This is a genomic window from Alistipes shahii WAL 8301 (assembly GCF_025145845.1).
Taxonomy (GTDB): domain Bacteria; phylum Bacteroidota; class Bacteroidia; order Bacteroidales; family Rikenellaceae; genus Alistipes; species Alistipes shahii.
The window spans coordinates 2,746,328-2,769,383 of the sequence record NZ_CP102253.1; the positions used below are offsets into that span (position 1 = coordinate 2,746,328).

Genomic DNA, 23,056 nt, shown 5'->3' on the forward strand with positions numbered 1-23,056 from the left:
TGGTATAAATGCGTAATTTAGCGCCGTTCGTAAAGCTCGAAGGCAAACGGCCAGGGGTAATCTTTCCCGCCGGAGAACGACTCCGACGACACCAGCCGCCATTCGCGCTCGTCCCACGCCGGGAAACGCGTGTCGCCCTCGTAGGCGCGGAAGACCCGTGTGAGGTAGAACTTCCGGGCCAGCGGCAGCGCCGCGGCATAGATCTGCGCCCCGCCGATGACGAACACCTCCTCGTCCGCGGGAAACAGCGCGACGGCCTCTTCGAGCGAGTGGACCACCGTGCAGCCGGGGATCTCGATATTCTGACGCGTGATGACGACGTTCGTCCGGTTGGGAAGCGGACGCCCGAGCGACTCCCAGGTTTTGCGGCCCATGACGACCGGATGGCCCGTCGTCACGGCCTTGAAATGCCGGAGGTCCTCGGAAATGTGCCACAGCAGGGCGTTCCTGTCGCCGATAACGCCGTTTTCGGCGACGGCTACGATCAAACTTATCATAATTCGAAAAGGTCTGTTACGGTTATTCCGCCCGTCAGGTGACAGGCCTGCCATCCCTCGCCGCGGGCCGCGGAGACGTTGGCGGCGTTGTCGTCGATGAAGAGCAGTTTTCCGGGCGGGGTCCCGATCTGCCGGGCGACGCTCCGGTAAATTTCCGGGTCGGGTTTGCGCAGATGCAGTTCGTCGGAGTAGAAACACCGCACGAACAGTTCGTCGAAGCTCCCGCCGAAACGCTCGCGGAACGACTCCCGGAAGCGGATGCGGTGGGGCAGGTTGGTGTTGCTCAACAGGTAGACCGGGCAACGCTTCCCCAGTTCCCGGAGCAACTCCACGCGCTGCACGTCGAACGGCATCAGCATGGCGTTCCACGCCTCCAGCAGCTGCTCGTCGGGGATGGCGGCAACGGCGGGAAACGTCCGCCGCACAGCCTCCGCGAACTCCTCCTGCGTGATAAGTCCCAGTTCGAGGTCGCGGAAACACGCCCTGTTCCCGTTGATGACCTCGGCGGCTCCCAGTCCGCGGATGTCCAGCGCCTCGAAAGCCCGGAGCGTGCGTTGCAGCTGCACGTCGAGCAGGACGCCTCCCAGATCGAAAACAAGGGCCTCGACGCTTTCGGGCGAAACGGTCGGAATCAGGATATTCATCTGCTGCGGGTTTAAAACGACATCGGGGCCTTGATCGCGGGCCACGGGTCGTAGCCTTCGAGCGTGAAATCTTCGTAACGGAAGTCGAAGACCGACTTCACGGCGGGGTTCAGCCGCAGTTTCGGCAGCGGACGCGGCTCGCGCGAAAGCTGCTCGTCGACCTGCTCCAGATGGTTCAGATAGAGGTGCGTGTCGCCCAGCGTATGGATGAACTCGCCGGGCTGCAAGCCGCACACCTGCGCCATCATGCAGGTCAGCAGGGCGTAGGAGGCGATGTTGAACGGCACGCCGAGGAACGTGTCGGCGCTGCGCTGGTACAGCTGGCACGAGAGACGCCCCCCGGCCACGTAGAACTGGAACAGCACATGGCACGGCGGCAGGGCCATCGCGTCGATCTCGGCGACGTTCCACGCCGAGACCACGATGCGCCGCGATTCGGGATTGGTGCGGATCAGCCCGGCGGCCTGCGCGATCTGGTCGACGACGCCCCCGTCGGGCCGGGGCCACGAACGCCACTGGTAGCCGTAGACATGGTTCAGGTCGCCGAAGCGGTAGCCTTCGATCGGCGACTCGACGCCCGCCGAGGCGAGGAACGTCTCCCGGCCGACGGGCAGCACCCCGTGGCGCACGCACAGTTCGTTGTAGTGGCGGTAGGCGTCGTTGTCCCAGATATGGACGCCGTTGTCCACCAGATATTTGATGTTGGTGTCGCCCCGCAGAAACCACAGCAGTTCGTGGATAACCCCCTTGAGGAACACCTTTTTGGTCGTCAGCAGCGGAAAGCCCTCCGACAGGTCGAAACGCATCTGGTGGCCGAAGACCCCCTTGGTCCCGGTTCCCGTGCGGTCGCCCCGCACGACGCCTTCCGTCTTGATCCGGCGCAACAGATCGAGGTATTGTTTCACTGAATCGTCATTTAATCGTTTTATCGCTAAACCGAGGTCTTGCCCGGCATTTTCAGCGTCAGCTCCCCCGCCGCGTCCAGCACGGCGTAGGAGGGATTTTCGGCCCAGCAGCCGAGGTTCACCACGTGCAGCCGCCCTTCGCGGCAGTCGCGCGGGAAGTGCATGTGTCCGAAAACGAAGAGATCGACCGCATGCGTCCGGGAATACTCGCGGGCATACTCGACCAGCGGCTCGGTGTGCGGCTCGGAAGACCCCGTGTAGGGTTCGGTCAGCGACGCCCCGCGGGCCGCCTCCTCGCCGTGCCCCTTGCGCGACCTGCCGCTCCACCAATGGCCGAAGCGCAGCGCCCAGTCGGGATGCACGCCCCACGAAAAGAGCCACCTCAACGTCCGCGAACGGAAAATGCGGTTCAGAAACTTGAGCATCGGCTGCCCGTCGATTTTCATGTTGTCGCCGTGGGCGATGAAGACCTTTTTGCCCGAGAGGGTCATCACCTCGGGCGAGGTGTGGATCTCCAGCCCGCACTCGCGCGCCAGATAGTCGCCGACCCACATGTCGTGGTTGCCCGTGAAGAAGACCACCCGCACGCCCCGGTCGGTCAATTCGGCCAGCTTGCCCAGCGTCCGCACGAAGCCCTTGGGGACCACACGGCGGTATTCGAACCAGAAATCGAAGATGTCCCCGACCAGAAAGATCGCCTCCGCATCCCGGGCCGCGTCGTCGAGCCACGCCACGAAGCGTCTTTCGACCGCCCGTGCCGTCGCGGCATCGCCGGCTCCCAGGTGGATGTCGGATGCGAAATAATACATGATTCTATTTTGTCAGCTCGTCCAGTTTCGCTTCGAGGCTCTTGCCGTAGATGTTCTTGGCCACGATCGTCCCCTCCTTGTCGATCAGGAAGTTGGCCGGGAGCCGCTGCACGTTGTAAAGCCCGAGGGCCACGGACGAACGCCCGCGCAGGTCGCTGACCGAGATCCACGGCAGCTGCTGCTCCTGCACGGCGGTGATCCACAGCGGTTTCGACGTATCGACGGCCACCTGGTAGACCTCGAACCCGACGGGTGCGTCGGCATATTTCCGATAGAGTTCCTTCAGATCGGCGTTCAGCGCGTTGCTCGACCCCAGTTCCGCCGACCAGAAATCCAGCAGCACGACCTTTCCGGCCAGCGACGAGAGACGGATCTTCTTGCCGTAGATGTCCGTCAGTTCGAGGTCCGGATGGCGCGCCTCGGTGATCTGCGACGTGAGGCTGATGCGGGCGTCCATGCGGGCGATCTCGGCCTGCAACGATTGCAGGTAGGGCGATTCGGGGTAGCTCTCCTGCAACGCCTCGGCAACCGTGCGGTAGTAGACCACGTCGCTGTCGCCGTTGAACAGGTACGTGTCGCCCGGAAGCCGCTGGTAGAGGGCGTAGACCGCCGCCAGCGACGCCTTGTGCTCGATGATGAACCGCAGCTGCTCGCGGCGGATGCGGTAGTATTCGGCCGTATACTCCTTGATCAGCGACTTGCGCTCCTCGTCCGTGAGTTTGCGCGCGAATTCCGTGCCCATGTTCTCCAGCTGCTGCGCCCCCGTGACGAAGGCCTGGTAGAACTGTCGCAACAACTCCGACTCGGAGGAACCCTCCACCGTATAGTTGCGGATGACGCTGCCCACGGAACCGAGCGTCAGCCTGTCGCCGCCGGCCAGAAGCAGCGGAATGCGCTCGCCGTCGTAGATCACATTGTATAAGGAAGGGGTCTTCGCCACGCCCGTGAGTTCCATGCGGTAGCTGCCGTCGGGGGCCAGCGCCGCCGAATCCACGACCGACTGCGTCAGCGGAAGAACCTGCTCCAGATAGATATTTTTCGCGTCGCCGCCGACGAAGCGGCCTGAAATCTTCACTTTCGACGACTGGCAGCCACACATCAGGGCGGCCGTCGTGAGCGTTACGAAAAGCGTTTGCTTGTTCATTTACGATCTTTTTCGCGGTTAATGGAGAACAAAGATATAAATTTTCCGCAAATAGGCGCCCTTTATTTCGACGAATTGCGGTGCGGCCCGTTGTTTTTCGTGAAATTGCGGTAGGGCTGCTGGCTGCGGTTTTTCTGCTGCCGCTGCTGCTGGTGGGGCTGCCGGTGCTGCTGCGCCCCCTTTTGGAGACGCGCCGAAAAGGGCTGTTTATAGTCGCTTCGGAGATTGTTCAAGGCAACTTCGTCGATTTGGATCGCTCCCCCGGACATGCGCTTGATGTCTTTTACGATCACTTCGTTGTTGGGGTGCTCCTGGTTGTATTCGTAGCTCTTCGTGCGCATGTAGCGGGCCAGATTGTCCACCGTGCGCGAGACCGTCCGCGGGTTGCGCTCGTCGGCCAGGCCGCGGATCATACGCTCGACGTATTTGCCGTAGTGCTTATAGGTGATCCGCCCCTGGGAATAGGTCATCCGGCGGGGCGATGCGGTCAGCTCCTGACGCGAGGGCTGCGGGTAGGGAGAGTCCACATCGAGCTGGAAATCAGACATGATGAAAAGGTGGTCCCAGAGTTTGTGGGTGAAATCGGCCGTGTCGCGCAGCAGGGGGTTCAGATTGCCCATCACGGCAATCACGGCCCGCGCCTGCCGGTTGCGCTCGCGGCGGTCCTCGATCTCCAGCAGCGAGTCGATCATCTCCTGGATATGGCGCCCGTACTCGGGCAGGTACAACTTGCGTCGTGTGTAATTGTAATTCTTTTTCATATTGTATTTGCGGTCCGGCACATTAGTGCGATTCGTCCGCCGGAGCCTCCGGCCGGACCTTTGCGATAGACCGTTTAAAGATCGTTTTTCTCACTCTCCGCACCCCGGAGCGAGACCTCCGGGATTCGTTTTACACGGCGGAAAATCATAACTTTGGGACAAAAGTAGGTAAAATTTCGGAAAAACAAAGCTATGACAAAGGTTTTAATTCTGGACCAATCAAAAAGCGTGCGAAACATTCTGCGCGAGCGGTTGGAGTATGAAGGGTTCTCGGCCGAAGCCGTCGAGAACGAGGCTGCGGCCTCGGCATTGTGCGAGAGGATTCCGTTCGACGTGATTCTGTCCGACACGGAGTGCAAGGTTCCGGATGCAGGCATCCCGTTCATAGCCCTCTCGGCCGACACGTCGATCGACACGGCGGTCAAGGCCGTGCGCAACGGAGCGCAGGATTTCCTCACAAAACCCATCGACATGAACCGGCTGCTGCAATCGCTGCACCGCACCATCGACAATCCCGCGCCCGCGCAGGCGCCCCCGGCCGCCCCGCCCGTGCGCCGCCGCCGGGCGCACTCCGCCCAGGCCGAGCGGATCATCGGCGTCTCGCCCGAGATCGAACACGTCCGCCAGCTGATCGACAAGGTGGCCCCGTGCGAGGCCCGGGTGCTGATCACGGGCGAAAACGGCACGGGAAAGGAGCTTGTGGCCCGCTGGCTGCACGCCAAGAGCGTCCGCGCGGCGGCCCCGTTCGTCGAGGTCAACTGCGCGGCCATCCCCTCCGAACTGATCGAGAGCGAACTGTTCGGCCACGAGCGCGGGGCCTTCACCTCGGCCGTCAAGCAGCGCAAGGGCAAGTTCGAGCAGGCCGACGGAGGCACGCTCTTCATGGACGAGATCGGCGACATGTCGCTCGCGGCGCAGGCCAAGGTGCTGCGCGCCCTGCAGGAGAGCCGCATCAGCCGCGTGGGAAGCGACCGGGACATCGAGGTCAACGTGCGCGTGGTGGCCGCCACGAACAAGAACCTGCGCGAGGAGATTCAGAAAGGGAATTTCCGCGAAGACCTCTACCACCGTCTGGCGGTGATCGTGGTGCGGGTTCCGCCGCTGCGCGAGCATGCCGGGGACATTCCTGCGCTGGTCGAGCATTTCATCCGCACGATCGCCTCGGAATACGGCTCCGCCCCCAAACCCATCGACGCCGACGCGCTGGCCGAGCTGCAACGGATGCCGTGGAGCGGCAACATCCGCGAACTGCGCAACGTCATCGAGCGTCTGATCATCCTCTCCGGCGACCGCATCACGGCACGCGACGTGAAGGAGTACTGCTGACCCGCGCCCGGTTAAGAACCGGGGTTTACATTGCGGCTGGCAGCTTCGGCCCGCTCTCCGTCCGGTTCTGCGCCCGGTTAAGAACCGGGGTTTACATTGCGGCTGGCAGCTTCGGCTCGCTCTCCGTCCGGTTCTCCGTCCGGTTCTGCGCGAACATGCGAACACGCGAACAGGGGCGAACATCCTTTGTTCGCGTGTTCGCTTCTTTGCCCGGCCGAAAAGACAGAACCGCGGCGGTTGCCGCGGGGTATAGCTACCTTTTGGTGGCAACCGACGCACGCAGCACGAGCAGAGACCGCTTGCGGGCTATGCCGTGCCAGAAGGAGGAAAACGAGCGTAGCGAAGTTAAAAGCACCAAAACCATCCGCATGTCGCTTTCGCGGGAACAACCTCCGGCCCGCGTTGAGCGGGCGCAGCAAGAACAAGACTATGCAGCCTCCCGCTCCGGGCACGCGGGCTTTCGGTTGTTCTCGTTCCGCTCCAAGCGAGAATGCGGCGGTTTAAAACCGCTTCCAGGGGCGATCGTAGGCTTCTGTGCTTCCTGCTTGTCCCGAACGCATCCCTCCCGCCGCGTTTCGCGGCGAACGATCCCGGCCCGATGCCGAAGCCGAGAAACGAAGGCCCGGCTAAAAGTGGTAAGAAACGGGGCCGGTTTGCTTGCAAACCCGCGAATAGGCGCCCGTTTCGAACGTTAGACGGGACAAAGTAGGCAAAGGCATCCGCCGGGGAGTTTTTTGTACTTTTTGCGGTCAAAAAGTACAAAGTACCCCGCGGGCGAAGACCGCGGTTATCCTTGTTCCGCCACAAGCGAGAATGCGGAGGTTGCGCCTCCTGCACGTTGCCACTGGCCGCGAACGACTCCGGCCCGATGCCGGAGCCGTGAAACGAAGGCCCGGCTAAAAGTGGCAAGAACCGGGCGTCACAGCAGCTCCAGCAACTCGCCGGGCCGGTCGACCAGATGCCGCGCCCCGGCGGCGATCAGCTCCGCACGGTCGCGGAAACCCCACGTCACACCCGCCGAGCGCACCCCGGCAGCCGCCGCGGTCTCGATGTCCACCCCCGAATCGCCGACATACAACACCTCCTCACGCGCCGTGCCCGTCCGTGCGAGAATCTCCTCGACGACTGCCGGCGAAGGTTTCAGCGGCACGCCGGGACGCTGGCCCAGCACCGCGGCGAACGTCACCCCGGGGAAGAACAGCCCGACGAGCTTCTCGGTCCCGGCCTGGAACTTGTTCGACGCCACGGCCAGCGCGACGCCCCGCCGCGCCAGTTCGGCGATCAGCTCCGGAATTCCGTCGTAGGGCCGCGTATGGGCGTCGATGTGTTCGGTGTAGTATTTCACGAAGTCGGCGCGCACCGCGGCGACGGTTTCGGGCGTGCGCAGCGGTTCGGGCAGGGCGCGTTCCACGAGCCGCAGGATGCCGTTGCCGACGAAATGACAGTATTCCTCATAGGTGTGTTGCGGCAGTCCCCGCACACCCAGCACGGCGTTGCACGCCACGGCCAGATCGCCGATCGTGTCGAGCAGCGTGCCGTCGAGGTCGAAGATGACGAGCGAAGTTTTCATTTTTTCCGTTTTATGTTCCAGCCGACAGCCGCCACGAGCAGCGACATCAGCGGCGAGACGATGTTGAAGATGCAGTAGGGCGCGTAGACGAAGGTCGAGACGCCGAGCACCGTGGCCTGCGTCATGCCGCACGAGTTCCACGGGATCAGGACCGAGCAGACCGTGGCGGAATCCTCCACCGAGCGGCTCAACAGCCTCGGCTCCAGCCCCCGGTCGGCATAGAGGTCGCGGAAAAGCCGCCCCGAGAGGATGATCGAGATATACTGGTCGGCGGTGCAGAGGTTGAAGAAGATGCCCGCGCCCACGGTCGAGGCCACGGCCGAAAAGGCGCGGCGCACCCAGCGCAGGAAGATCGACGTCAGCGACCGCAGCATGCCGCTGCCGGTCATCACCCCGCCGAAGCACATGGCGCAGATGATCAGCCACACGGTGTTCAGCATCCCGGCCATGCCGCGCGTGGCGACCAGTTCGTCGAGCTGCGGCGCGCCCGTGGGGATGGCCGTCGGGCCGAAGCAGGTCATCAGCACCCCCTTGAACCCCGACATGAAGTCCAGCTCCCCGACGCCCGCCACCCGGGCCACCAGTTCGGGCTGCGCCAGGAGCATCGCCGCACAGGCGAAGACCACGGACGAGAACAGCGTCACGATGGCCGGGAGTTTCCGCGCGATGAGCATTCCCGTGGCCAGCGGCACCGCGAGGAGCCACGGCGTGATGCGGAACGTCGCGGCGAGCGTCGCGGCATACATTTCGGCATGGGTCGAAACTCCGTGGTCGAGCGCCAGGCCCGCGACGGTGAAGACCCCGAGGGCGATGAGCATCGACGGAACGGTGGTGTAGAGCATGTAGCGGATGTGGGTGAAGACCTCGACGCCGGCCGTCGACGAGGCCAGCACCGTGGTGTCGGAGAGCAGCGAGAGCTTGTCGCCGAAATAGGCTCCCGAGATGATGGCTCCGGCGACCCATCCTTCCGAAAAGCCCATCGCCTGGCCGATGCCCATGAGCGCCACGCCGATGGTGGCGATGGTGGTCCACGACGATCCGGTCATCAGCGACACCACGGCGCAGATCGCGCACGAAGCCACGAGGAAGAACGACGGGTGGAGGATTTGCAGTCCGTAATAAATCATCGTCGGGACCACGCCCGAGATCATCCACGTGCCGGCGATGGCGCCGATCAGCAGCAGGATGACGATGGCCGACGCCGAGGCGCGGATGTTGTCGATGATGGCCTCTTCGAGCACGGCCCAGCGGCAGCGGTAGATGCCGATCGAGAGCATCACGCAGACCGACGTGGCCGACAGCAGGGCGATCTGGCTTCCGCCGTTGATGGCCTCGCCGCCGAAGGCGCGGATCACGACATAGAGGAGTCCCGTCAGCACCGCCAGCGGAATGGCCGACACCCAGGGCGACGGCAGTTTTTCAGCATTCGTCTTCATATTCTCTTCTTACGAGAGGCAAAAGTACGAAGAATTTTCGTACTTGCGCCATCGGGACGCCCGACCTGCGGTCTTCGCCCTGAAGAAACCGCGACGGGCGAACACGCGAACAAAGGGTGTTCGCCCCTGTTCGCATGTTCGCGCAGAATCCCGGCATCACCCCGAGAAGCGAGTTGTAAACCGCCGCATTCTCGCTTGTAGCGGAAGAAGGACAACCGCGGTCTCCGCCCGCGGGGTACTTTGTACTTTTTGGCCGCAAAAAGTACCAAAAACTCCCCGGCAGATGCCTTCGCCTACTTCGTCCCGTCTAACGTTCGAAACGGGCGCCTATTCGCGGGTTTGCAAGCAAACCGGCCCCGTTTCTTGCCACTTTTAGCCGGGACTTCGTTTCGCGGCTCCGGCATCGGGCCGGGATCGTTCGCCGCGAAACGCGGCGGGAGGGATGCGTCCGGGACAAGCAGGAAGCACAGAAGCCTACGATCGCCCCTGGAAGCGGGTTTCAACCGCCGCATTCTCGCTTGTAGCGGAAGAAGGACAACCGACAGCCCGCGTGCCCGGAGCGGGAGGCTGTAAAGGCCTGATCTTACTGCGCCCGCTCAACGCGGGCCGGAGGTGGTTCCCGCGAAAGCGACATGCGGATGGTTTTGGTGCTACCTTTTGCCACCAAAAGGTAGCTATACGCCGCGGCACTCGCCGCGGTTCTGTCTTTTCGGCCGGGCAAAGAAGCGAACACGCGAACAAAGGATGTTCGCCCCTGTTCGCGTGTTCGCATGTTCGCGGAGAACCGGGCGGAGAACCGGACGCAGAACCGGACGCAGAGCGGGCCGAAGCTGCCAACCGCAATGCGAGCCCCAGTTCTTAACCGGGAGGAAAGCAAGCCGAAGCCGCCAGCCCCCTGAAACCGGCGTCTTACGCGGGGGGGGGCGGTAAGCATTTCCGGCCTTATCGTACACCGGCCGTGTTTTTTCGGGGCCGGAATTTTTTTATTTCCTTTTTTCTGCCTAACTTTGGTAGAACATCCAACACGCAACGAAATGGAGACACTCCGCAAAGTGATCCGGTTTTACGTCGAGGGATTCCGCGAAATGACCGTGGGACGCACCCTGTGGGCCATCATCCTCATCAAACTCTTCATCCTGTTCGCCGTGCTGAAAGTCTTCTTCTTCCCCGACCTGCTCGCGGGCAAAAGCCCCTCGGAAAAGGCCGGCTGCGTGCTGGAAAACCTGACACCCGAAATTCCGCAACCATGAATGCACCCGTCATCATGCAGTTCCGGCCGCCGCTCGCGGCGTCAATCCCCCTCCGGGGCAGGGTCGCCGGCGCGGTGCGGGCCCGCAAACGCGGCCGAAAGCCGCAAACAAGAAGGCTCCGGCGTCCCGGAGCGACGCAGACAACCAACCAGTAACCCAATACGCTATGCTTTCCGACTACCTATCCACCGTCGACTGGTCGCGCGCGCAGTTCGCCATGACGGCCATCTACCACTGGCTGTTCGTCCCGCTGACGCTCGGGCTGGGCTTCCTCATCGCCATCATGGAGACCCTTTACGTCCGCACGAAGGACCCGTTCTGGCTCCGCACGACCAAATTCTGGATGCGCCTGTTCGGCATCAACTTCGCCATCGGCGTGGCCACGGGCCTGATCCTCGAATTCGAATTCGGGACCAACTGGTCCAACTACTCCCACTTCGTGGGCGACATTTTCGGCGCGCCGCTGGCCATCGAGGGCATTCTGGCGTTCTTCCTCGAATCGACCTTCATCGCCGTGATGTTCTTCGGCTGGCGCAAGGTCAGCCGGGGTTTCCACCTCACGGCCACGTGGCTCACGGCCTTCGGCGCCAACCTCTCGGCGTGGTGGATTCTGGTCGCCAACTCGTGGATGCAATACCCCGTGGGGTGCGACTTCAACCTCGAAACCGTGCGCAACGAGATGACCTCGTTCTCGGCCGTGGCGCTGTCGCCCGTGGCGGTCAACAAGTTCTTCCACACCGTCACCTCGTCGTTCGTCCTCGCCGCGCTGTTCGTCGTGGGGGTCAGCGCGTGGTATCTGCTGCGCCGGCGCGAACAGCTGATGGCCCGCCGGAGCATCGCCATCGCCTCGGCCTTCGGGTTCGTCTTCGCGCTCGTCACGGCCTTCACGGGCGACCGTTCGGGCGCCATCGTGGCCCGCGTGCAGCCCATGAAGCTGGCGGCCATGGAGGCGCTCTACGACGGGCAGCAGGGCGCGCCGCTCACGGCCGTCGGCATCCTGCGTCCCGAGGCGCAGCGGACCGGCGGCGACGCCTTCTACTTCAGGATCGACATTCCGAAGATGCTCTCGCTGATGAGTTTCCGCTCGGCCGACGCGTTCGTTCCGGGCATCAACGACCTGGTCTACGGCAACGAGGAGTACGGCGTGATGCCGGCCTCGGAGAAGATCGAACGGGGGCGCGTGGCCGTCGAGGAGCTGGGCCGCTACCGCACGGCGCGCGAGAAGGGCGACACGGCGGCCATCACCGAGATCGAGGCCAAGTTCGACCGCTCGACGCCCCAGGGCGCGGAGTTCCTGCGCGAACATTTCGCCTACTTCGGCTACGGTTACCTCTCGTCGCCGGAGCAGATCGTGCCCGACGTGCCGCTGCTGTTTTACTCGTTCCGCGTGATGGTCGGCGCGGGCTGCTTCTTCATCCTGCTGCTAGGCCTCGTCTGGTGGCTCAACCGCCGCGACCGCCTCGCCTCGAAACGCTGGCTGCTGCGGACGGCCGTGTGGAGCGTCCCGCTGGCCTACCTCGCCTCGCAGGCCGGCTGGGTCGTCGCCGAGGTCGGACGCCAGCCGTGGGCCATCCAGGACCTGATGCCCGTGGGCGTCGCGGCGTCGAAAATCCCCAGCGGATCGGTCTCGGTGACCTTCTTCCTCTTTCTGGCGCTGTTCACGGCGCTGCTCGCCGCCGAGTTGAGCATTATGTTCCGGCAGATCAAAACAGGACCTAAAGACGACTGACATCCCGACTACCGCAAATTTACCGGCAGCGTGGCTTCCGCGCAAGCGGACACAAGTCCCCGCCAGGGCGGGGATTTAGGGGTGGGTCAAATCTATAAACACGGCGGTACGCCGTGAATCGCCGACGGACAAGAGCGGCAAAACAACGACAACAACGACAACAACGACAACAACGACAACTATGGATACTATCACCCTACTTCAACACTATTGGTGGCTGGTCATTTCGCTTTTGGGGGCCTTGCTGGTCTTCCTGATGTTCGTGCAGGGCGGTCAGGCGCTGCTCTACACGATCGGCCGCACCGAAGAGGAGCGCAACATGCTGGTCAACTCGCTGGGCCGCAAGTGGGAGTTCACCTTCACGACGCTCGTGACGTTCGGCGGGGCGTTCTTCGCCTCGTTCCCGTTGTTCTACTCCACGTCGTTCGGCGGGGCGTTCTACGTCTGGATGGCCATTCTGCTGTGCTTCGTCATTCAGGCCGTGGCCTACGAATACCGCCGCAAACCGGGCAACGTCTTCGGCGAACGGACCTTCAACGCCTTCCTGCTCGTCAACGGCGTGTTAGGCCCGCTGCTCATCGGCACGGCCGTGGGAACCTTCTTCACGGGGGCGGAATTCACCGTCGACCGCCTCAACCTGGCCAACCAGGGCGGCGCGGCGGTGATCTCGCAGTGGGCGACGCCGTGGCACGGGCTGGAGGCCGTCGCCGAGTGGCGCAACGTGCTGCTGGGCCTGTCGGTGACGCTGCTGGCCATGACGCTGGCCTGCCAGTACTTTATGAACAACATCGACGACGAGGCGATCTTCCGCCGCGCCGCACGCCGCATGCGCACGTTCGCCGTGCTGTTCGTCGCCTGCTTCGTGGCATGGCTCCTGGCCCTCGTCCTCGCCGACGGATGGGCCGTCGACGCCGCGGGCACGGTCTCCATCGAACCCTATAAATACCTGCACAACCTCGTGGAAATGCCCTACGTGGCCGCCGCGCTGCTGATCGGCGTGGCTTCGGTGCTGTGGAGCGTCTGGCTGGGGTGGCGCGGCAGCCGCCGTGCGGTGTGGTTCGGGGGCGTCGGCACGGTGCTCACGGTGCTGTCGCTGCTGCTGCTCGCGGGGTGGAACGACACGGCCTACTACCCTTCGCTCGCGGACATGCAGTCGTCGCTGACGATCCGCAACTCCTCGTCGAGCCTCTTCACGCTCCGCACGATGGCGTGGGTGTCGCTGTTCGTGCCGTTCGTGGCAGCCTACATCTGGTACGCCTGGCGTGCGATGAACCGCCGCCCGATCACCCGCGAGGAGATCCGCGGCGACGACCACCAGTATTAAGGCGAACTTTGCGGTTGAGCGAGGGCGCGGACCGCTTGCGGGCTATGCCGGGGAGGGGCTGCGCGAACATGCGAACATGCGAACATAGGCGAACACCCCCTGTTCGCATGTTCGTGTGTTCGCCCGGTTAAGAACCGGGGTTTGCATTGCGACTGGCAGCTTCGGGCTGCCGGACTTGCATCACAAGCCCGCCCCGTCAGATCATTCTGAATATCTGTCAATTACAACCATACGACCACTCATGGGCGCGGATGGGTTTTTGATTATCGCGGAGCAGATTTCGACATAATGCAGTAAGCCCCGGATGGGATATACCGAAGTATTTCCCATTCGGGGCGAACAAGGCAGGGCGAAATATGCCCGTGAGAATCGGAAACTACTTGCCGAAAGGATACTGGTTCTCGTGCACGTCCTCGAACCGCATGCCCTTCTCGTAGGTCTTCATGGCGCGGCGCGACATGCCCATCGACGAGAATCCGCCGTCGTGGTAGAGGTTCTGCATCGTGACCTTGCGCGTGAGGTCCGAGAAAAGCGTCAGCACGTAGTCCGCGCAATCTTCGGCCGAAGCGTTGCCCAGCGGCGACATGTTCTCGGCGAAACCCATCAGGTCGCCCAACCCCAGCACGCCGCTCCCTGCCGTGGTCGGCGTCGGCGACTGCGACACGGTGTTGATGCGCACATGCTTCTCGCGGCCGTAGATGTAACCGAAGCTGCGGGCTATGGACTCCAGCAGCGCCTTGGCGTCGGCCATGTCGTTGTAACCGTAGAGCGTGCGCTGCGCGGCGATGTACGAAAGGGCGACGATCGAACCCCAGTCGTTGATGGCGTCCTTCTTGCGGGCCACCTGAATGGCCTTGTGGAACGAAATGGCCGAGATGTCGAGCGTCTTCGAGAGGAAATCGTAATCCAGATCGTCATAGGTGCGTCCCTTGCGGACGTTGGGCGACATGCCGATCGAGTGGAGCATGAAATCGAATTTGCCCCCGAAGTGCTCCATCGTCTTGTCGATCAGGTTCTCCAGATCCCCGACGCTCGTGGCGTCGGCCGGAACGACGATCGTATTGCACTTCTCGGCCAGCTTCGAGATGGTTCCCATGCGGATTGATACGGCGGTATTGGTGAGGACGATTTCGGCGCCCTCCTCCACGGCGCGTTCCGCCACTTTCCAGGCAATCGACTGCTCGTTGAGCGCTCCGAAAATCAGACCTTTCTTTCCTTTCAATAAATTGTATGACATCGTAATTCAGTTTAAAAATTCGGACAAATATAACACTTATTTTTGAATTGGCCCGCCAATCGGCCTCAAACGAACGCTCTTGCGCCCCAATGCGGCAGGCTGCGGGGCCACGCACGGGAATTGAGAATCGCGGAATTACGTCGCCGTCGCTCCGTGATCCCCGGGATTCCTTGATTGAGAAATTGACTTCGCTGCACTCCGCCCGACGGCTTCGTGCCGCTCGTCTTTCCCGGCCCTGCCGGGGGCGTCCCTGCAAGCCCAAGAAACGGCGGCCCTGCCGCATTTCGTTTTGTATTCGATCCGGTCCCGAATATATTCAGCCCGGCCCAAATACAAAACGGGTTGCAAATTCGATTTGCAACCCGTTTCTTTTTCTTGGCGGAAAGTGAGGGATTCGAACCCCCGGAACCTTGCGGTTCAACGGTTTTCAAGACCGCCGCGATCGACCACTCCGCCAACTTTCCGGGGACAAAAGTAGCACCGTTTTTCCATTCCGCCAAATCTTTACCGCGATTTATCGTCCGCAACGGCGGTCCGAAAATCAAAATCAGACGATAATTTTCTTCTTTATCCGAAAATTGCATATCTTTGTCAGTAAGTTAGGACCGAGAGGTTAGTTTCTTCACGCACGACACCATGAACAAAGCGCAGTTTGTCGAGGCCATCGCCCTCGACGCGAACATCTCGAAGATAGACGCCCGCAAGGCCGTCGACGCCATGATCCGGGTCACGGTGCAGTCGCTCCGCGAGGGCGAACGGCTGACCTTGACGGGACTGGGTACGTTCAGCGTGCAGCAGAAATCCGAACGCGTGGGCCGCAATCCCCGCACGGGCGCCGCCGTGAAGATCCCGCCCCGCAAGGTCATCAAGTTCCGTCCTACGGCCGAGGTGGAATAACACCCCGTCCGCAAAAACACCGTAACATGCCCGAAATTTCACTCCGCGCCGAGCAGATGCCGGCCTCCCCGATACGCAAACTCGTCCCGCTGGCCGACGCGGCCCGCGCCCGGGGAACGAAAATCTACCATCTGAACATCGGCCAGCCCGACCTCCCCTCGCCCAAGGAGGGTCTCGAATCCCTCAAACACATCGACCGCAAGGTGCTGGAATACAGCCCCAGCGACGGCTACCGCTCGCTGCGCGAAAAGCTGGTGACCTATTACGAGCAGTATCAGATCAAGCTCTCGCCCGAGGAGATCATCGTCACCACGGGCGGCTCCGAGGCCGTGCTCTTCGCCTTCATGTCGTGCCTCAACCCGGGCGACGAAATCATCGTTCCCGAACCGGCCTACGCCAACTACATGGCCTTCGCCATTTCGGCGGGCGCCGTGATCCGCCCGGTGGTGGCCTCCATCGAGAACGGATTCGCGCTGCCCCCGATCGAGGAGTTCGAGAAGCTGATCAACGACCGCACGCGCGGCATCCTGATCTGCAACCCCAACAACCCCACGGGTTACCTCTACACCCGCCGCGAGATGAACCGCATCCGCGACATGGTGAAGAAATACGACCTGTTCCTCTTTTCGGACGAGGTCTACCGCGAATTCATCTACACCGGTTCGCCCTACATTTCGGCCTGCCACCTCGAAGGCATCGAGCAGAACGTCGTGCTGATCGACTCGGTGTCGAAACGCTACTCCGAGTGCGGCATCCGCATCGGCGCGCTGATCACCAAGAACAAGACGCTGCGCAATGCGGTGATGAAATTCTGCCAGGCGCGCCTCTCGCCGCCGCTCATCGGGCAGATCATCGCCGAAGCGTCGATCGACGCGCCGCGGTCGTACAGCACCGAGGTCTACGAGGAGTACATCGAACGCCGCAAATGCCTGATCGACGGACTGAACCGCATCCCGGGCGTCTACTCGCCGATCCCGATGGGGGCTTTCTACACGGTGGCACGGCTCCCGGTCGACGACAGCGACAAGTTCTGCGCCTGGTGTCTCTCGGATTTCGAATACGAAGGCGAAACCGTTATGATGGCGCCTGCGTCGGGCTTCTACTCCGATCCCGAATGCGGCCGCAACGAGGTCCGCATCGCCTACGTCCTCAAGAAGGAGGACCTCGAGCGGGCCTTGCTGATCCTGGGCAAGGCGCTCGAAGCCTACAACGCCAGAAAATAAAGACAAGACCCGCTCGCTGGCGGGTCTTGTTCATTTCCGGAGGCCCGACGACCCGACAACCCCGAAGACCCTGACGACCCGACGGGAGGCCCGACGACCCGGCAACCACATCCTGCCGCCCCGGCAATCTCCGGCCCCCGGCCGCGGAAGTCTCGGCCGCGGAAGTCCACGGCCGCGGAAGTCCACGGCCCGCTGCGGTGTAGCCTCGAATACCCTGCTGTCCCCGAACATCCTGCCGCCCCCGACAACCCCGGCCGGCCTGACAACCCGGCAATCCCCGGCCCCTCAACCCCGGCAATCCCCGCCTCTCCGGCAGTCACACCCCGCCTCCCCCGGCGGCGCTTATTATAAATCGGTATCCATTCCCGGAGAGACCTCGGAGCAAAACCCGCCAATTCGGCCAATCCTATACCATTTAGTACAATTTTCGGGAATTTTAGACCAAAAAGTTTGGGCCGAGGGGATAGTTTTCCTACTTTTGCCCCGATTTTGCATGCCGGGAGGCATGCCGAGTATAAACCAAACCAATTCGTTATGAAAAAACTTTTCCTCGTTCTGGCCGCCGCAGCCATCGCCTCCGGCGCTTACGCCGAGGGCTATCAGGTAAACAACCTCTCCTCGAAACAGAACGGTATGGGCCACGTAGGTACGGCCATGAAACTCAACTCGGAGTCCATTTGGTTCAACCCCGCAGCCGCATCATTCCAAAGCACGCAGTTCGACTTTTCGGTCGGCGTCACGGGAATAGACTCGAAAGCCACTTATACCACCCTGCCCGACTACACGGGCAAGACCCAGTCCCGGCACTTCACGTCGGACAACAAGATCGCAACCCCGCTCTACGCCTATTTCAACTACAAGCCGCTGGACTGGATGTCGGTCGGCCTGGCTTTCAACACCCCCTTCGGCTCTTCGATGAACTGGGGCGACAATTGGGCCGGAGCGCAGCTCGTGCAGTCCATCAACCTCAAGGCCTACAATCTCCAGCCTACGGTGTCGTTCAAAATCTGCGAACACCTCTCCGTCGGCGCCGGCCTGATGATGACGTGGGGTAAATTCGACCTTTCGCGTTCGATGCTGCCCGTCGGAGCGGCGAATGCCCAAAACGTCGCGCTGAACAACATCATACAGATCGTAGCTCCGGGCACTCCGAACATCTTCGAGCTGGCAGGCGACCGCAACATCATGTCGCTGGATCTCGAAGGCAAGGCCAAAATGGCCGTCGGGGTGAATCTCGGCATCATGTGGAACATCAACGAACAATGGTCGCTCGGCATGACCTATCGTTCGAAACTCAAGATGAAGGTGAATTCCGGCTCGATCGACATGTCGACCATCGACGATCCGACGATTCAGGCCGTCCTGGGACAGCTTCTTCCGAAATTCGACATCAATCCCTCGGCAATCTCCTCGGCAATCGTGAAAACCGAACTTCCGCTCCCGGCATCGCTGACCTGGGGCGTCAGCTTCCGCCCCGTGCCGAAATGGGAGTTTGCCGTCGATCTGCAATACGTGCTGTGGAGCGCATACGACCAACTCGATGTCCAGATCCTCAATCCGTCGACGAATCTTCCGGTCCTGACGATCCCCGCCAGCGACAAAAACTACTCCAACACGCTGGCATTCCGCTTCGGCGGCGAATACCACGCACTCGACTGGCTGACGGCCCGCATGGGTATGTATGTCGACGAAAGCCCCGTAAGCAGCGACTACCTCAATCCCGAAACGCCCTCGATGACCAAACTCGCCTACACCGCCGGCGTCACGTTCCGTCCTTGCAAATGGATGCACGTCGACCTGGCCTACGGCTATGTGAATTCGGCCGATCCGGAGCGCACGGGTTCCTATCCCTACGTCAACTCCGTGCTGGCGCTGGCCAACGAGCAGATCAAGAACGTTGCCCCCGAGTATCCGACGACCAGCGCGATCACCGACTTTTCAGGCAATTACACCGCACGCGCCCACACGTTCTCCATCGGCGTGGGGTTCAGTTTCTAAAAACAGAAAAATTTACTATCTTTGCGGTGCGTTTGGCAACAGACGCGCCGCATTGTTTTTAACGGCTCCATAGTTCAAGGGATAGAACGAGGGTTTCCTAAACCCTAAATTCGCGTTCGAGTCGCGGTGGGGCTACAAGAAAGGAGGAATCAATTGATGTGCACCCCAAAGTTTGGACTGATTAATAATTCAGATAGCATGAGTTCGGTATTGTACCGGGCTCATGTTGTTTAAAGCGGTCTTTATTCGCTTGTTATTGTAGTAATTTATGTATTCCTCCAGTTCCTTGCGGAAATGATCGACAGACTCGAACTTCTGCAAATATAATAATTCTGATTTTAACAGTCCGAAAAAGTTTTCCATGACCGCATTATCCAAACAGTTTCCCTTACGAGACATGCTCTGACTAATACCTTTTTCACGCAGCCGATATTGATAGCGTTTCATCTGGTACTGCCAACCCTGATCCGAGTGAAGTATAAGTTCCGGAGTATCGGGCAGATCCTTTATGGCATCTTCAAGCATTTTCATTGTTTGGTAAAAGGTCGGATGTTCAGCTATATTATAACTTATTATTTCCCTGTTATATAAGTCCATAATAGGCGACAGATAAAGCTTCTTGCCGAACAGAGAAAATTCAGTAAGGTCTGTAACCCACTTTTGATTAGGACGTTCCGCCATAAAATTACGTTTCAGCAAGTCGGGCACCACGGCACCAACCTCTCCTTTGTATGAACGATATTTTTTTAGGCGCACCTGGCATTTAACTCCACATTCGTTCATTAACCTCAGTACCGTTTTATGGTTTATAGAATATCCGCGATTGTGCATCTCTACTGTGATACGGCGGTAACCATAACGTCCCTTATGATCGTGGTATATACTTACAATCTCGTTTTTCTCTTGTTTGTATTTATCGGGGAACTTTAACTGCTTCAGATGATAACAATAGCGTGGGAAGGGTATGTTCCGGTCTTAGTTCTTCGATGGCTTTTGCCCGCTCCCGTTCTCGCGGACGATGCGTTCCTCGACTAAGATCCTCAATTTTTTTAAGTAAGCAACCTCGGCGCGAAGACGTTGGTTTTCGACTCGCAAGTCATTTTCTTCCTGTGGTTGTAGTTCCTGTTTATTAGGCTTGGTTCTCATCTTACCCCGATTATCACGGTAAAGACCGGATTCACCTTCTTCATAATAGATACGCTCCCATTTGCTCAGCGTACTCTCATTGTAAATACCGAACTTTGCCGTTGTTTCCGTTAAAGATAAGTGATTCTCGTGCATGTGCCTGATAGCTGACAACTTAAAATCGCCGCTGTAAGTATATTGCCGTATACGAAGACCTGCTTCGCCGAACTCTTTATAACGCGCAATCCAACGCGACAAAGGCGTATAGCTTATTCCAAAATGCTTGGAGGCGGACGATACGGAATGTTGGCCATTGACAACAGACAAAACTGCCGCTAATTTCTCCTCATAACTGTACTTCATAAAACACCCCAAAAGTTATGTCCAACTTTTGGGGTGCAGTTCACAATATCCCTCCTTTTTTTGTGCCCCTGAACCCATGCAGCCCCCCAAACCTCCCTTTGAAAAGGGAGACTTCCGCACATCCATGCCGGGTAAAAAGCGAGAAAGGCTTATTTCTCCTTTTCTTGTGGAATTTTACCTATCTTTGCTCCCGTAAAATCACGATTATGGAATCGCTTAAAGAGTTATACAGGATCGGCAGCGGCCCGTCGAGCAGCCACACGATGGGTCCCAAGCGGGCCGCCGAACGGTTTGCGGAACGCTGCCGCGACGTCGACGCCTACCGCGTGACCCTCTACGGATCGCTGGCCGCCACGGGCAAGGGCCACCTGACGGACGTGGCGATCCTTTCGGTGCTCGAACCGGCCGCCCCGACCCGGATCGTCTGGAAACCGGAGGTCGTGCTCCCCTTCCACCCCAACGGCATGCTGTTCGAAGGGCTGAAAGGCGACGAAGTCGTCGATTCCTGGACCATTTACAGCGTCGGCGGCGGGGCGCTGGCCAACGAGGCCTCGCGCCTCGAAACGCCCCGGAGCATCTACCCGCTGTCGACCATTTCGGAGATCAAGGAGTGGTGCTACCACGAGGGCAAGACCTTCTGGGAGTATGTGAGCGACTGCGAAGGTCCCGAAATCTGGGACTACCTCGACACGGTCTGGGAGACGATGTGCGCAACCATCCAGCGCGGCCTGAACAACGACGGCGTGCTGCCCGGAGGGCTGAAGGTCGCCCGCAAGGCCTCGACCTACTGGGTCAAGTCGAAAAGCTACACCGACTCGCTCTCCTCGCGGGCCAAAATCTACGCCTACGCGCTGGCCACCTCCGAGGAAAACGCCTCGGGCGGCACGGTCGTGACAGCCCCCACGTGCGGGTCGAGCGGCGTCATGCCCGCCGTGCTCTACCACCTCTCCACCTCGCGCAACTTCCTGCGCATCCGCATCCTGCGGGCGCTGGCCACCGCCGGACTTTTCGGCAACGTCGCCAAGACCAACTCCTCCATTTCGGGCGCCGAGGTCGGCTGCCAGGGCGAGGTCGGCGTGGCGTGCGCCATGGCTGCCGCCGCCGCGTGCCAGCTCTTCGGCGGAACCCCTTCGCAGATCGAATACGCCGCCGAGATGGGTCTCGAACACCACCTGGGCCTCACGTGCGACCCCGTGTGCGGACTGGTGCAGGTCCCCTGCATCGAGCGCAACGCCATCGCCGCAGCCCGGGCCTTCGACGCCAACGCCTACGCCACGCTCTCCGACGGCTCGCACATGGTGAGCTTCGACAAGGTCGTGGAGGTGATGAACGAAACGGGCCACGCCCTTCCGAGCCTCTACCGCGAAACCTCCGAAGGGGGCCTTGCCAAACGCTTCAAACGATAAGGTTTCGGGCGCGCCGGAAGCATCCTTCCGGGCGTGTGACGATTTTTCCCTGTAAACGGATAAATTTTCCCCGTCGGACAACCTCCGGCGGGTTAATTTTGTTATCAGCAAACGTCAACCTAAAACCACAATACGTATGAGACGATTCTTACTCCTTCTGCTGGTCCTCCCGCTGCTCGCCGGAGCGTGCGGCGACGACGCCACCGAAGACACCCCCGATCCGCCCGCAACGACGCTGCCGGCCGGGACCAGGGACGATCCTTTCGGCGTGGGAAAGTCCGTCACCGTCAGCGGACTGCCCGACAAACTGCTGATCGGCCTGGCGGCCAACAGCGGCGACAGCAAGAAGACCTCGGAAGCCGTCTTCAGCGACGTGAAAATCAACGGTCAGACGGTCGCCTTCGAATAAGCGGCCGATCCGTCCCAATGAAAAAGCCGCACCCTTTCGGGAGCGGGATTAAAAGGGCATAACGACCTGATTTATCGGATCATTACATTTTTGTATAGGGATAATAGGTAACGAAAAGGCAACGGTTTATTTTCAGCGTCTTGCGCTCAAATACCGCATTTCAAATAACCGATTACAAAATACAAAAAAAATGCGGATTTGACAAATTTGCTAAAAGGGCAGCATTCTAACGCATGGATATTCCATTTTCTCAAGCATACAAGGTTCTTGTTGGAAGAAATAGAACAAGAAGTTATCATTAGTGTCAAAACACAAGATGCTTGAACAGTTTTATGTGTCAGTTATGATGAAGGAAATTCAACCGAATAATCATCGCAATAAAAACAATCATTCACTTATTTTCTTCCTCTCAAAGAAGGGTTCGGGCAATATGATTTTATCTCTATTGCAGCATTCTCGCTCTGTCAACAAACAATGAAATTGATCATTGAACGCTTGAATCGTACCCTTGTCGTGGCAACGTACAGTCATCGGGGCCTTTCGTCCGAAGATAAATTGAGGTTGTTCAGCATCAAAAAACCAAACACCTTCCCAGTTTACTACTGTTCTGAAATACAGCCTAAACCCCCTCTTCGCCTGATCTCATACATCATCATCGATTAGGAAAATATCTTCCACCGAATATAACTGGGAAAGAAAACATTGATTTCATCGAGTTGCAACAAGCTGAATCCGCTGACTGCTGCTATTCAGCATAAAATTATCGTAATTATCTTTGTCGAGCGGAGAAAGATAACCGTTTATTTTCGCAACAAGTCCCATCTGGTCGCGCCGGTAATAACAAGTGTCGGTACTATTGTGTTCTCTTAACCCGGAAGGGCATCCAGATCGACGAAAAAGCTATACTATTGATTTACAGCTAGCAGGAATCGGATAAATTAGTTCTTCGCCACTTGCGAGCGTGAAGGTGATTGTAAAGTTCAGAAGATGTCTAAAACTCGAA

General features: G+C 59.8%; 17 protein-coding genes, 2 tRNA genes and 3 pseudogenes. 10 read left to right on the forward strand and 12 right to left on the reverse strand.

Translation table 11 applies throughout. The features are described from left to right. Positions 1 to 17: 17 nt before the first annotated feature. The 6 genes from NQ492_RS11500 to NQ492_RS11525 all read right to left on the reverse strand — a co-directional run bounded on the left by NQ492_RS11500 (position 18) and on the right by NQ492_RS11525 (position 4,760). Positions 18 to 497 (reverse strand): dihydrofolate reductase, encoded by a 480-nt coding sequence (locus tag NQ492_RS11500; RefSeq protein WP_022061404.1) that lies wholly within the window; start codon positions 495 to 497, stop codon positions 18 to 20. Further along, positions 494 to 1,141 (reverse strand): HAD family hydrolase, encoded by a 648-nt coding sequence (locus tag NQ492_RS11505; RefSeq protein ID WP_015547657.1) that lies wholly within the window; start codon positions 1,139 to 1,141, stop codon positions 494 to 496. The genes NQ492_RS11500 and NQ492_RS11505 overlap by 4 nt, the downstream gene beginning before the upstream one ends. Before the next feature lie 11 nt (positions 1,142 to 1,152). Continuing rightward, a complete protein-coding gene (gene thyA, locus NQ492_RS11510) occupies positions 1,153 to 2,046 on the reverse strand; it encodes a thymidylate synthase (RefSeq protein WP_044054539.1) in 894 nt (297 codons plus the stop codon). Between the two features lie 26 nt (positions 2,047 to 2,072). Continuing rightward, entirely contained in the window at positions 2,073 to 2,855 is a 783-nt protein-coding gene (locus NQ492_RS11515) for a UDP-2,3-diacylglucosamine diphosphatase (protein WP_015547658.1), read from the reverse strand. 4 nt (positions 2,856 to 2,859) lie between these two features. Further along, a complete protein-coding gene (locus tag NQ492_RS11520) occupies positions 2,860 to 3,999 on the reverse strand; it encodes a TlpA disulfide reductase family protein (protein WP_015547659.1) in 1,140 nt (379 codons plus the stop codon). 62 nt (positions 4,000 to 4,061) lie between these two features. Then, the gene (locus NQ492_RS11525; RefSeq protein ID WP_022061407.1) at positions 4,062 to 4,760 is read right to left on the reverse strand and encodes a DUF4290 domain-containing protein; all 699 of its coding nucleotides are present in this window, start codon (positions 4,758 to 4,760) and stop codon (positions 4,062 to 4,064) included. 192 nt (positions 4,761 to 4,952) lie between these two features. On the opposite strand from NQ492_RS11525, the gene NQ492_RS11530 reads away from it, so the two are divergent. Continuing rightward, positions 4,953 to 6,086 carry a sigma-54-dependent transcriptional regulator gene (locus tag NQ492_RS11530; protein ID WP_118406898.1) on the forward strand — a complete coding sequence of 378 codons (1,134 nt, stop codon included), beginning with the start codon at positions 4,953 to 4,955 and terminating at the stop codon, positions 6,084 to 6,086. Positions 6,087 to 7,005: 919 nt separating this feature from the next. Here NQ492_RS11530 and NQ492_RS11535 read toward each other — a convergent pair. Both NQ492_RS11535 and NQ492_RS11540 read right to left on the reverse strand, forming a co-directional pair. Beyond that, positions 7,006 to 7,656 carry an HAD family hydrolase gene (locus NQ492_RS11535; RefSeq protein ID WP_015547660.1) on the reverse strand — a complete coding sequence of 217 codons (651 nt, stop codon included), beginning with the start codon at positions 7,654 to 7,656 and terminating at the stop codon, positions 7,006 to 7,008. Further along, the gene (locus NQ492_RS11540) at positions 7,653 to 9,092 is read right to left on the reverse strand and encodes a Na+/H+ antiporter NhaC family protein (RefSeq protein WP_015547661.1); all 1,440 of its coding nucleotides are present in this window, start codon (positions 9,090 to 9,092) and stop codon (positions 7,653 to 7,655) included. Before NQ492_RS11540 ends, NQ492_RS11535 begins: the two co-directional genes overlap by 4 nt. A gap of 1,034 nt (positions 9,093 to 10,126) precedes the next feature. On the opposite strand from NQ492_RS11540, the gene NQ492_RS11545 reads away from it, so the two are divergent. From NQ492_RS11545 to NQ492_RS11555, 3 genes are all read left to right on the forward strand, one after another. Further along, entirely contained in the window at positions 10,127 to 10,342 is a 216-nt protein-coding gene (locus tag NQ492_RS11545) for a DUF4492 domain-containing protein (RefSeq protein ID WP_015547662.1), read from the forward strand. Between the two features lie 166 nt (positions 10,343 to 10,508). Further along, positions 10,509 to 12,071 carry a cytochrome ubiquinol oxidase subunit I gene (locus NQ492_RS11550; RefSeq protein ID WP_138266256.1) on the forward strand — a complete coding sequence of 521 codons (1,563 nt, stop codon included), beginning with the start codon at positions 10,509 to 10,511 and terminating at the stop codon, positions 12,069 to 12,071. 181 nt (positions 12,072 to 12,252) lie between these two features. Next, complete coding sequence (locus NQ492_RS11555; RefSeq protein WP_044054542.1) at positions 12,253 to 13,395, forward strand: cytochrome d ubiquinol oxidase subunit II; 1,143 nt, start codon at positions 12,253 to 12,255, stop codon at positions 13,393 to 13,395. A gap of 376 nt (positions 13,396 to 13,771) precedes the next feature. Here the strand turns inward: NQ492_RS11555 and NQ492_RS11560 are convergent, their stop codons facing one another. Further along, positions 13,772 to 14,632: an enoyl-ACP reductase FabI gene (locus tag NQ492_RS11560; RefSeq protein ID WP_022062555.1), complete on the reverse strand. Its 861-nt coding sequence runs from the start codon at positions 14,630 to 14,632 to the stop codon at positions 13,772 to 13,774. 376 nt (positions 14,633 to 15,008) lie between these two features. Beyond that, positions 15,009 to 15,096 (reverse strand) — tRNA-Ser (locus NQ492_RS11565). Between the two features lie 166 nt (positions 15,097 to 15,262). Here NQ492_RS11565 and NQ492_RS11570 point away from each other — a divergent pair. From NQ492_RS11570 to NQ492_RS11585, 4 genes and pseudogenes are all read left to right on the forward strand, one after another. After that, positions 15,263 to 15,529: pseudogene (locus NQ492_RS11570) on the forward strand (HU family DNA-binding protein); the annotation flags it as partial. Positions 15,530 to 15,555: 26 nt separating this feature from the next. After that, positions 15,556 to 16,752: a pyridoxal phosphate-dependent aminotransferase gene (locus tag NQ492_RS11575; RefSeq protein WP_015547664.1), complete on the forward strand. Its 1,197-nt coding sequence runs from the start codon at positions 15,556 to 15,558 to the stop codon at positions 16,750 to 16,752. 534 nt (positions 16,753 to 17,286) lie between these two features. Continuing rightward, on the forward strand, positions 17,287 to 18,750 hold the full coding sequence (locus tag NQ492_RS11580; protein ID WP_015547665.1) for an OmpP1/FadL family transporter: 1,464 nt from the start codon (positions 17,287 to 17,289) through the stop codon (positions 18,748 to 18,750). Between the two features lie 63 nt (positions 18,751 to 18,813). Further along, positions 18,814 to 18,885, forward strand: a tRNA-Arg gene (locus NQ492_RS11585). Between the two features lie 54 nt (positions 18,886 to 18,939). Here the strand turns inward: NQ492_RS11585 and NQ492_RS11590 are convergent. Together NQ492_RS11590 and NQ492_RS16275 are read right to left on the reverse strand one after the other, a co-directional pair. Continuing rightward, positions 18,940 to 19,854, reverse strand: a pseudogene (locus NQ492_RS11590) (IS3 family transposase); the annotation flags it as partial. A gap of 102 nt (positions 19,855 to 19,956) precedes the next feature. Then, positions 19,957 to 20,238 (reverse strand): annotated as a pseudogene (locus tag NQ492_RS16275) (helix-turn-helix domain-containing protein); the annotation flags it as partial. 206 nt (positions 20,239 to 20,444) lie between these two features. On the opposite strand from NQ492_RS16275, the gene NQ492_RS11600 reads away from it, so the two are divergent. Together NQ492_RS11600 and NQ492_RS11605 are read left to right on the forward strand one after the other, a co-directional pair. Next, positions 20,445 to 21,644, forward strand: coding sequence for an L-serine ammonia-lyase, iron-sulfur-dependent, subunit alpha (locus NQ492_RS11600; RefSeq protein WP_022061460.1), 1,200 nt, complete (start codon positions 20,445 to 20,447; stop codon positions 21,642 to 21,644). Between the two features lie 136 nt (positions 21,645 to 21,780). Continuing rightward, a complete protein-coding gene (locus NQ492_RS11605) occupies positions 21,781 to 22,053 on the forward strand; it encodes a hypothetical protein (RefSeq protein WP_015547667.1) in 273 nt (90 codons plus the stop codon). The last annotated feature ends 1,003 nt before the right edge of the window (positions 22,054 to 23,056 follow it).

Bases quoted from the DNA above. Each gene is read 5' to 3' on its own strand.
- NQ492_RS11505 (WP_015547657.1), bottom strand. From the start codon at position 1,141: ATGAATATCCTGATTCCGACCGTTTCGCCCGAAAGCGTCGAGGCCCTT.
- NQ492_RS11555 (WP_044054542.1), top strand. From the start codon at position 12,253: ATGGATACTATCACCCTACTTCAACACTATTGGTGGCTGGTCATTTCG.
- NQ492_RS11500 (WP_022061404.1), bottom strand. From the start codon at position 497: ATGATAAGTTTGATCGTAGCCGTCGCCGAAAACGGCGTTATCGGCGAC.
- NQ492_RS11575 (WP_015547664.1), top strand. From the start codon at position 15,556: ATGCCCGAAATTTCACTCCGCGCCGAGCAGATGCCGGCCTCCCCGATA.
- NQ492_RS11520 (WP_015547659.1), bottom strand. From the start codon at position 3,999: ATGAACAAGCAAACGCTTTTCGTAACGCTCACGACGGCCGCCCTGATG.
- NQ492_RS11530 (WP_118406898.1), top strand. From the start codon at position 4,953: ATGACAAAGGTTTTAATTCTGGACCAATCAAAAAGCGTGCGAAACATT.
- NQ492_RS11545 (WP_015547662.1), top strand. From the start codon at position 10,127: ATGGAGACACTCCGCAAAGTGATCCGGTTTTACGTCGAGGGATTCCGC.
- NQ492_RS11540 (WP_015547661.1), bottom strand. From the start codon at position 9,092: ATGAAGACGAATGCTGAAAAACTGCCGTCGCCCTGGGTGTCGGCCATT.
- NQ492_RS11550 (WP_138266256.1), top strand. From the start codon at position 10,509: ATGCTTTCCGACTACCTATCCACCGTCGACTGGTCGCGCGCGCAGTTC.
- NQ492_RS11560 (WP_022062555.1), bottom strand. From the start codon at position 14,632: ATGTCATACAATTTATTGAAAGGAAAGAAAGGTCTGATTTTCGGAGCG.
- NQ492_RS11525 (WP_022061407.1), bottom strand. From the start codon at position 4,760: ATGAAAAAGAATTACAATTACACACGACGCAAGTTGTACCTGCCCGAG.
- NQ492_RS11515 (WP_015547658.1), bottom strand. From the start codon at position 2,855: ATGTATTATTTCGCATCCGACATCCACCTGGGAGCCGGCGATGCCGCG.
- NQ492_RS11580 (WP_015547665.1), top strand. From the start codon at position 17,287: ATGAAAAAACTTTTCCTCGTTCTGGCCGCCGCAGCCATCGCCTCCGGC.
- NQ492_RS11605 (WP_015547667.1), top strand. From the start codon at position 21,781: ATGAGACGATTCTTACTCCTTCTGCTGGTCCTCCCGCTGCTCGCCGGA.
- NQ492_RS11600 (WP_022061460.1), top strand. From the start codon at position 20,445: ATGGAATCGCTTAAAGAGTTATACAGGATCGGCAGCGGCCCGTCGAGC.
- NQ492_RS11535 (WP_015547660.1), bottom strand. From the start codon at position 7,656: ATGAAAACTTCGCTCGTCATCTTCGACCTCGACGGCACGCTGCTCGAC.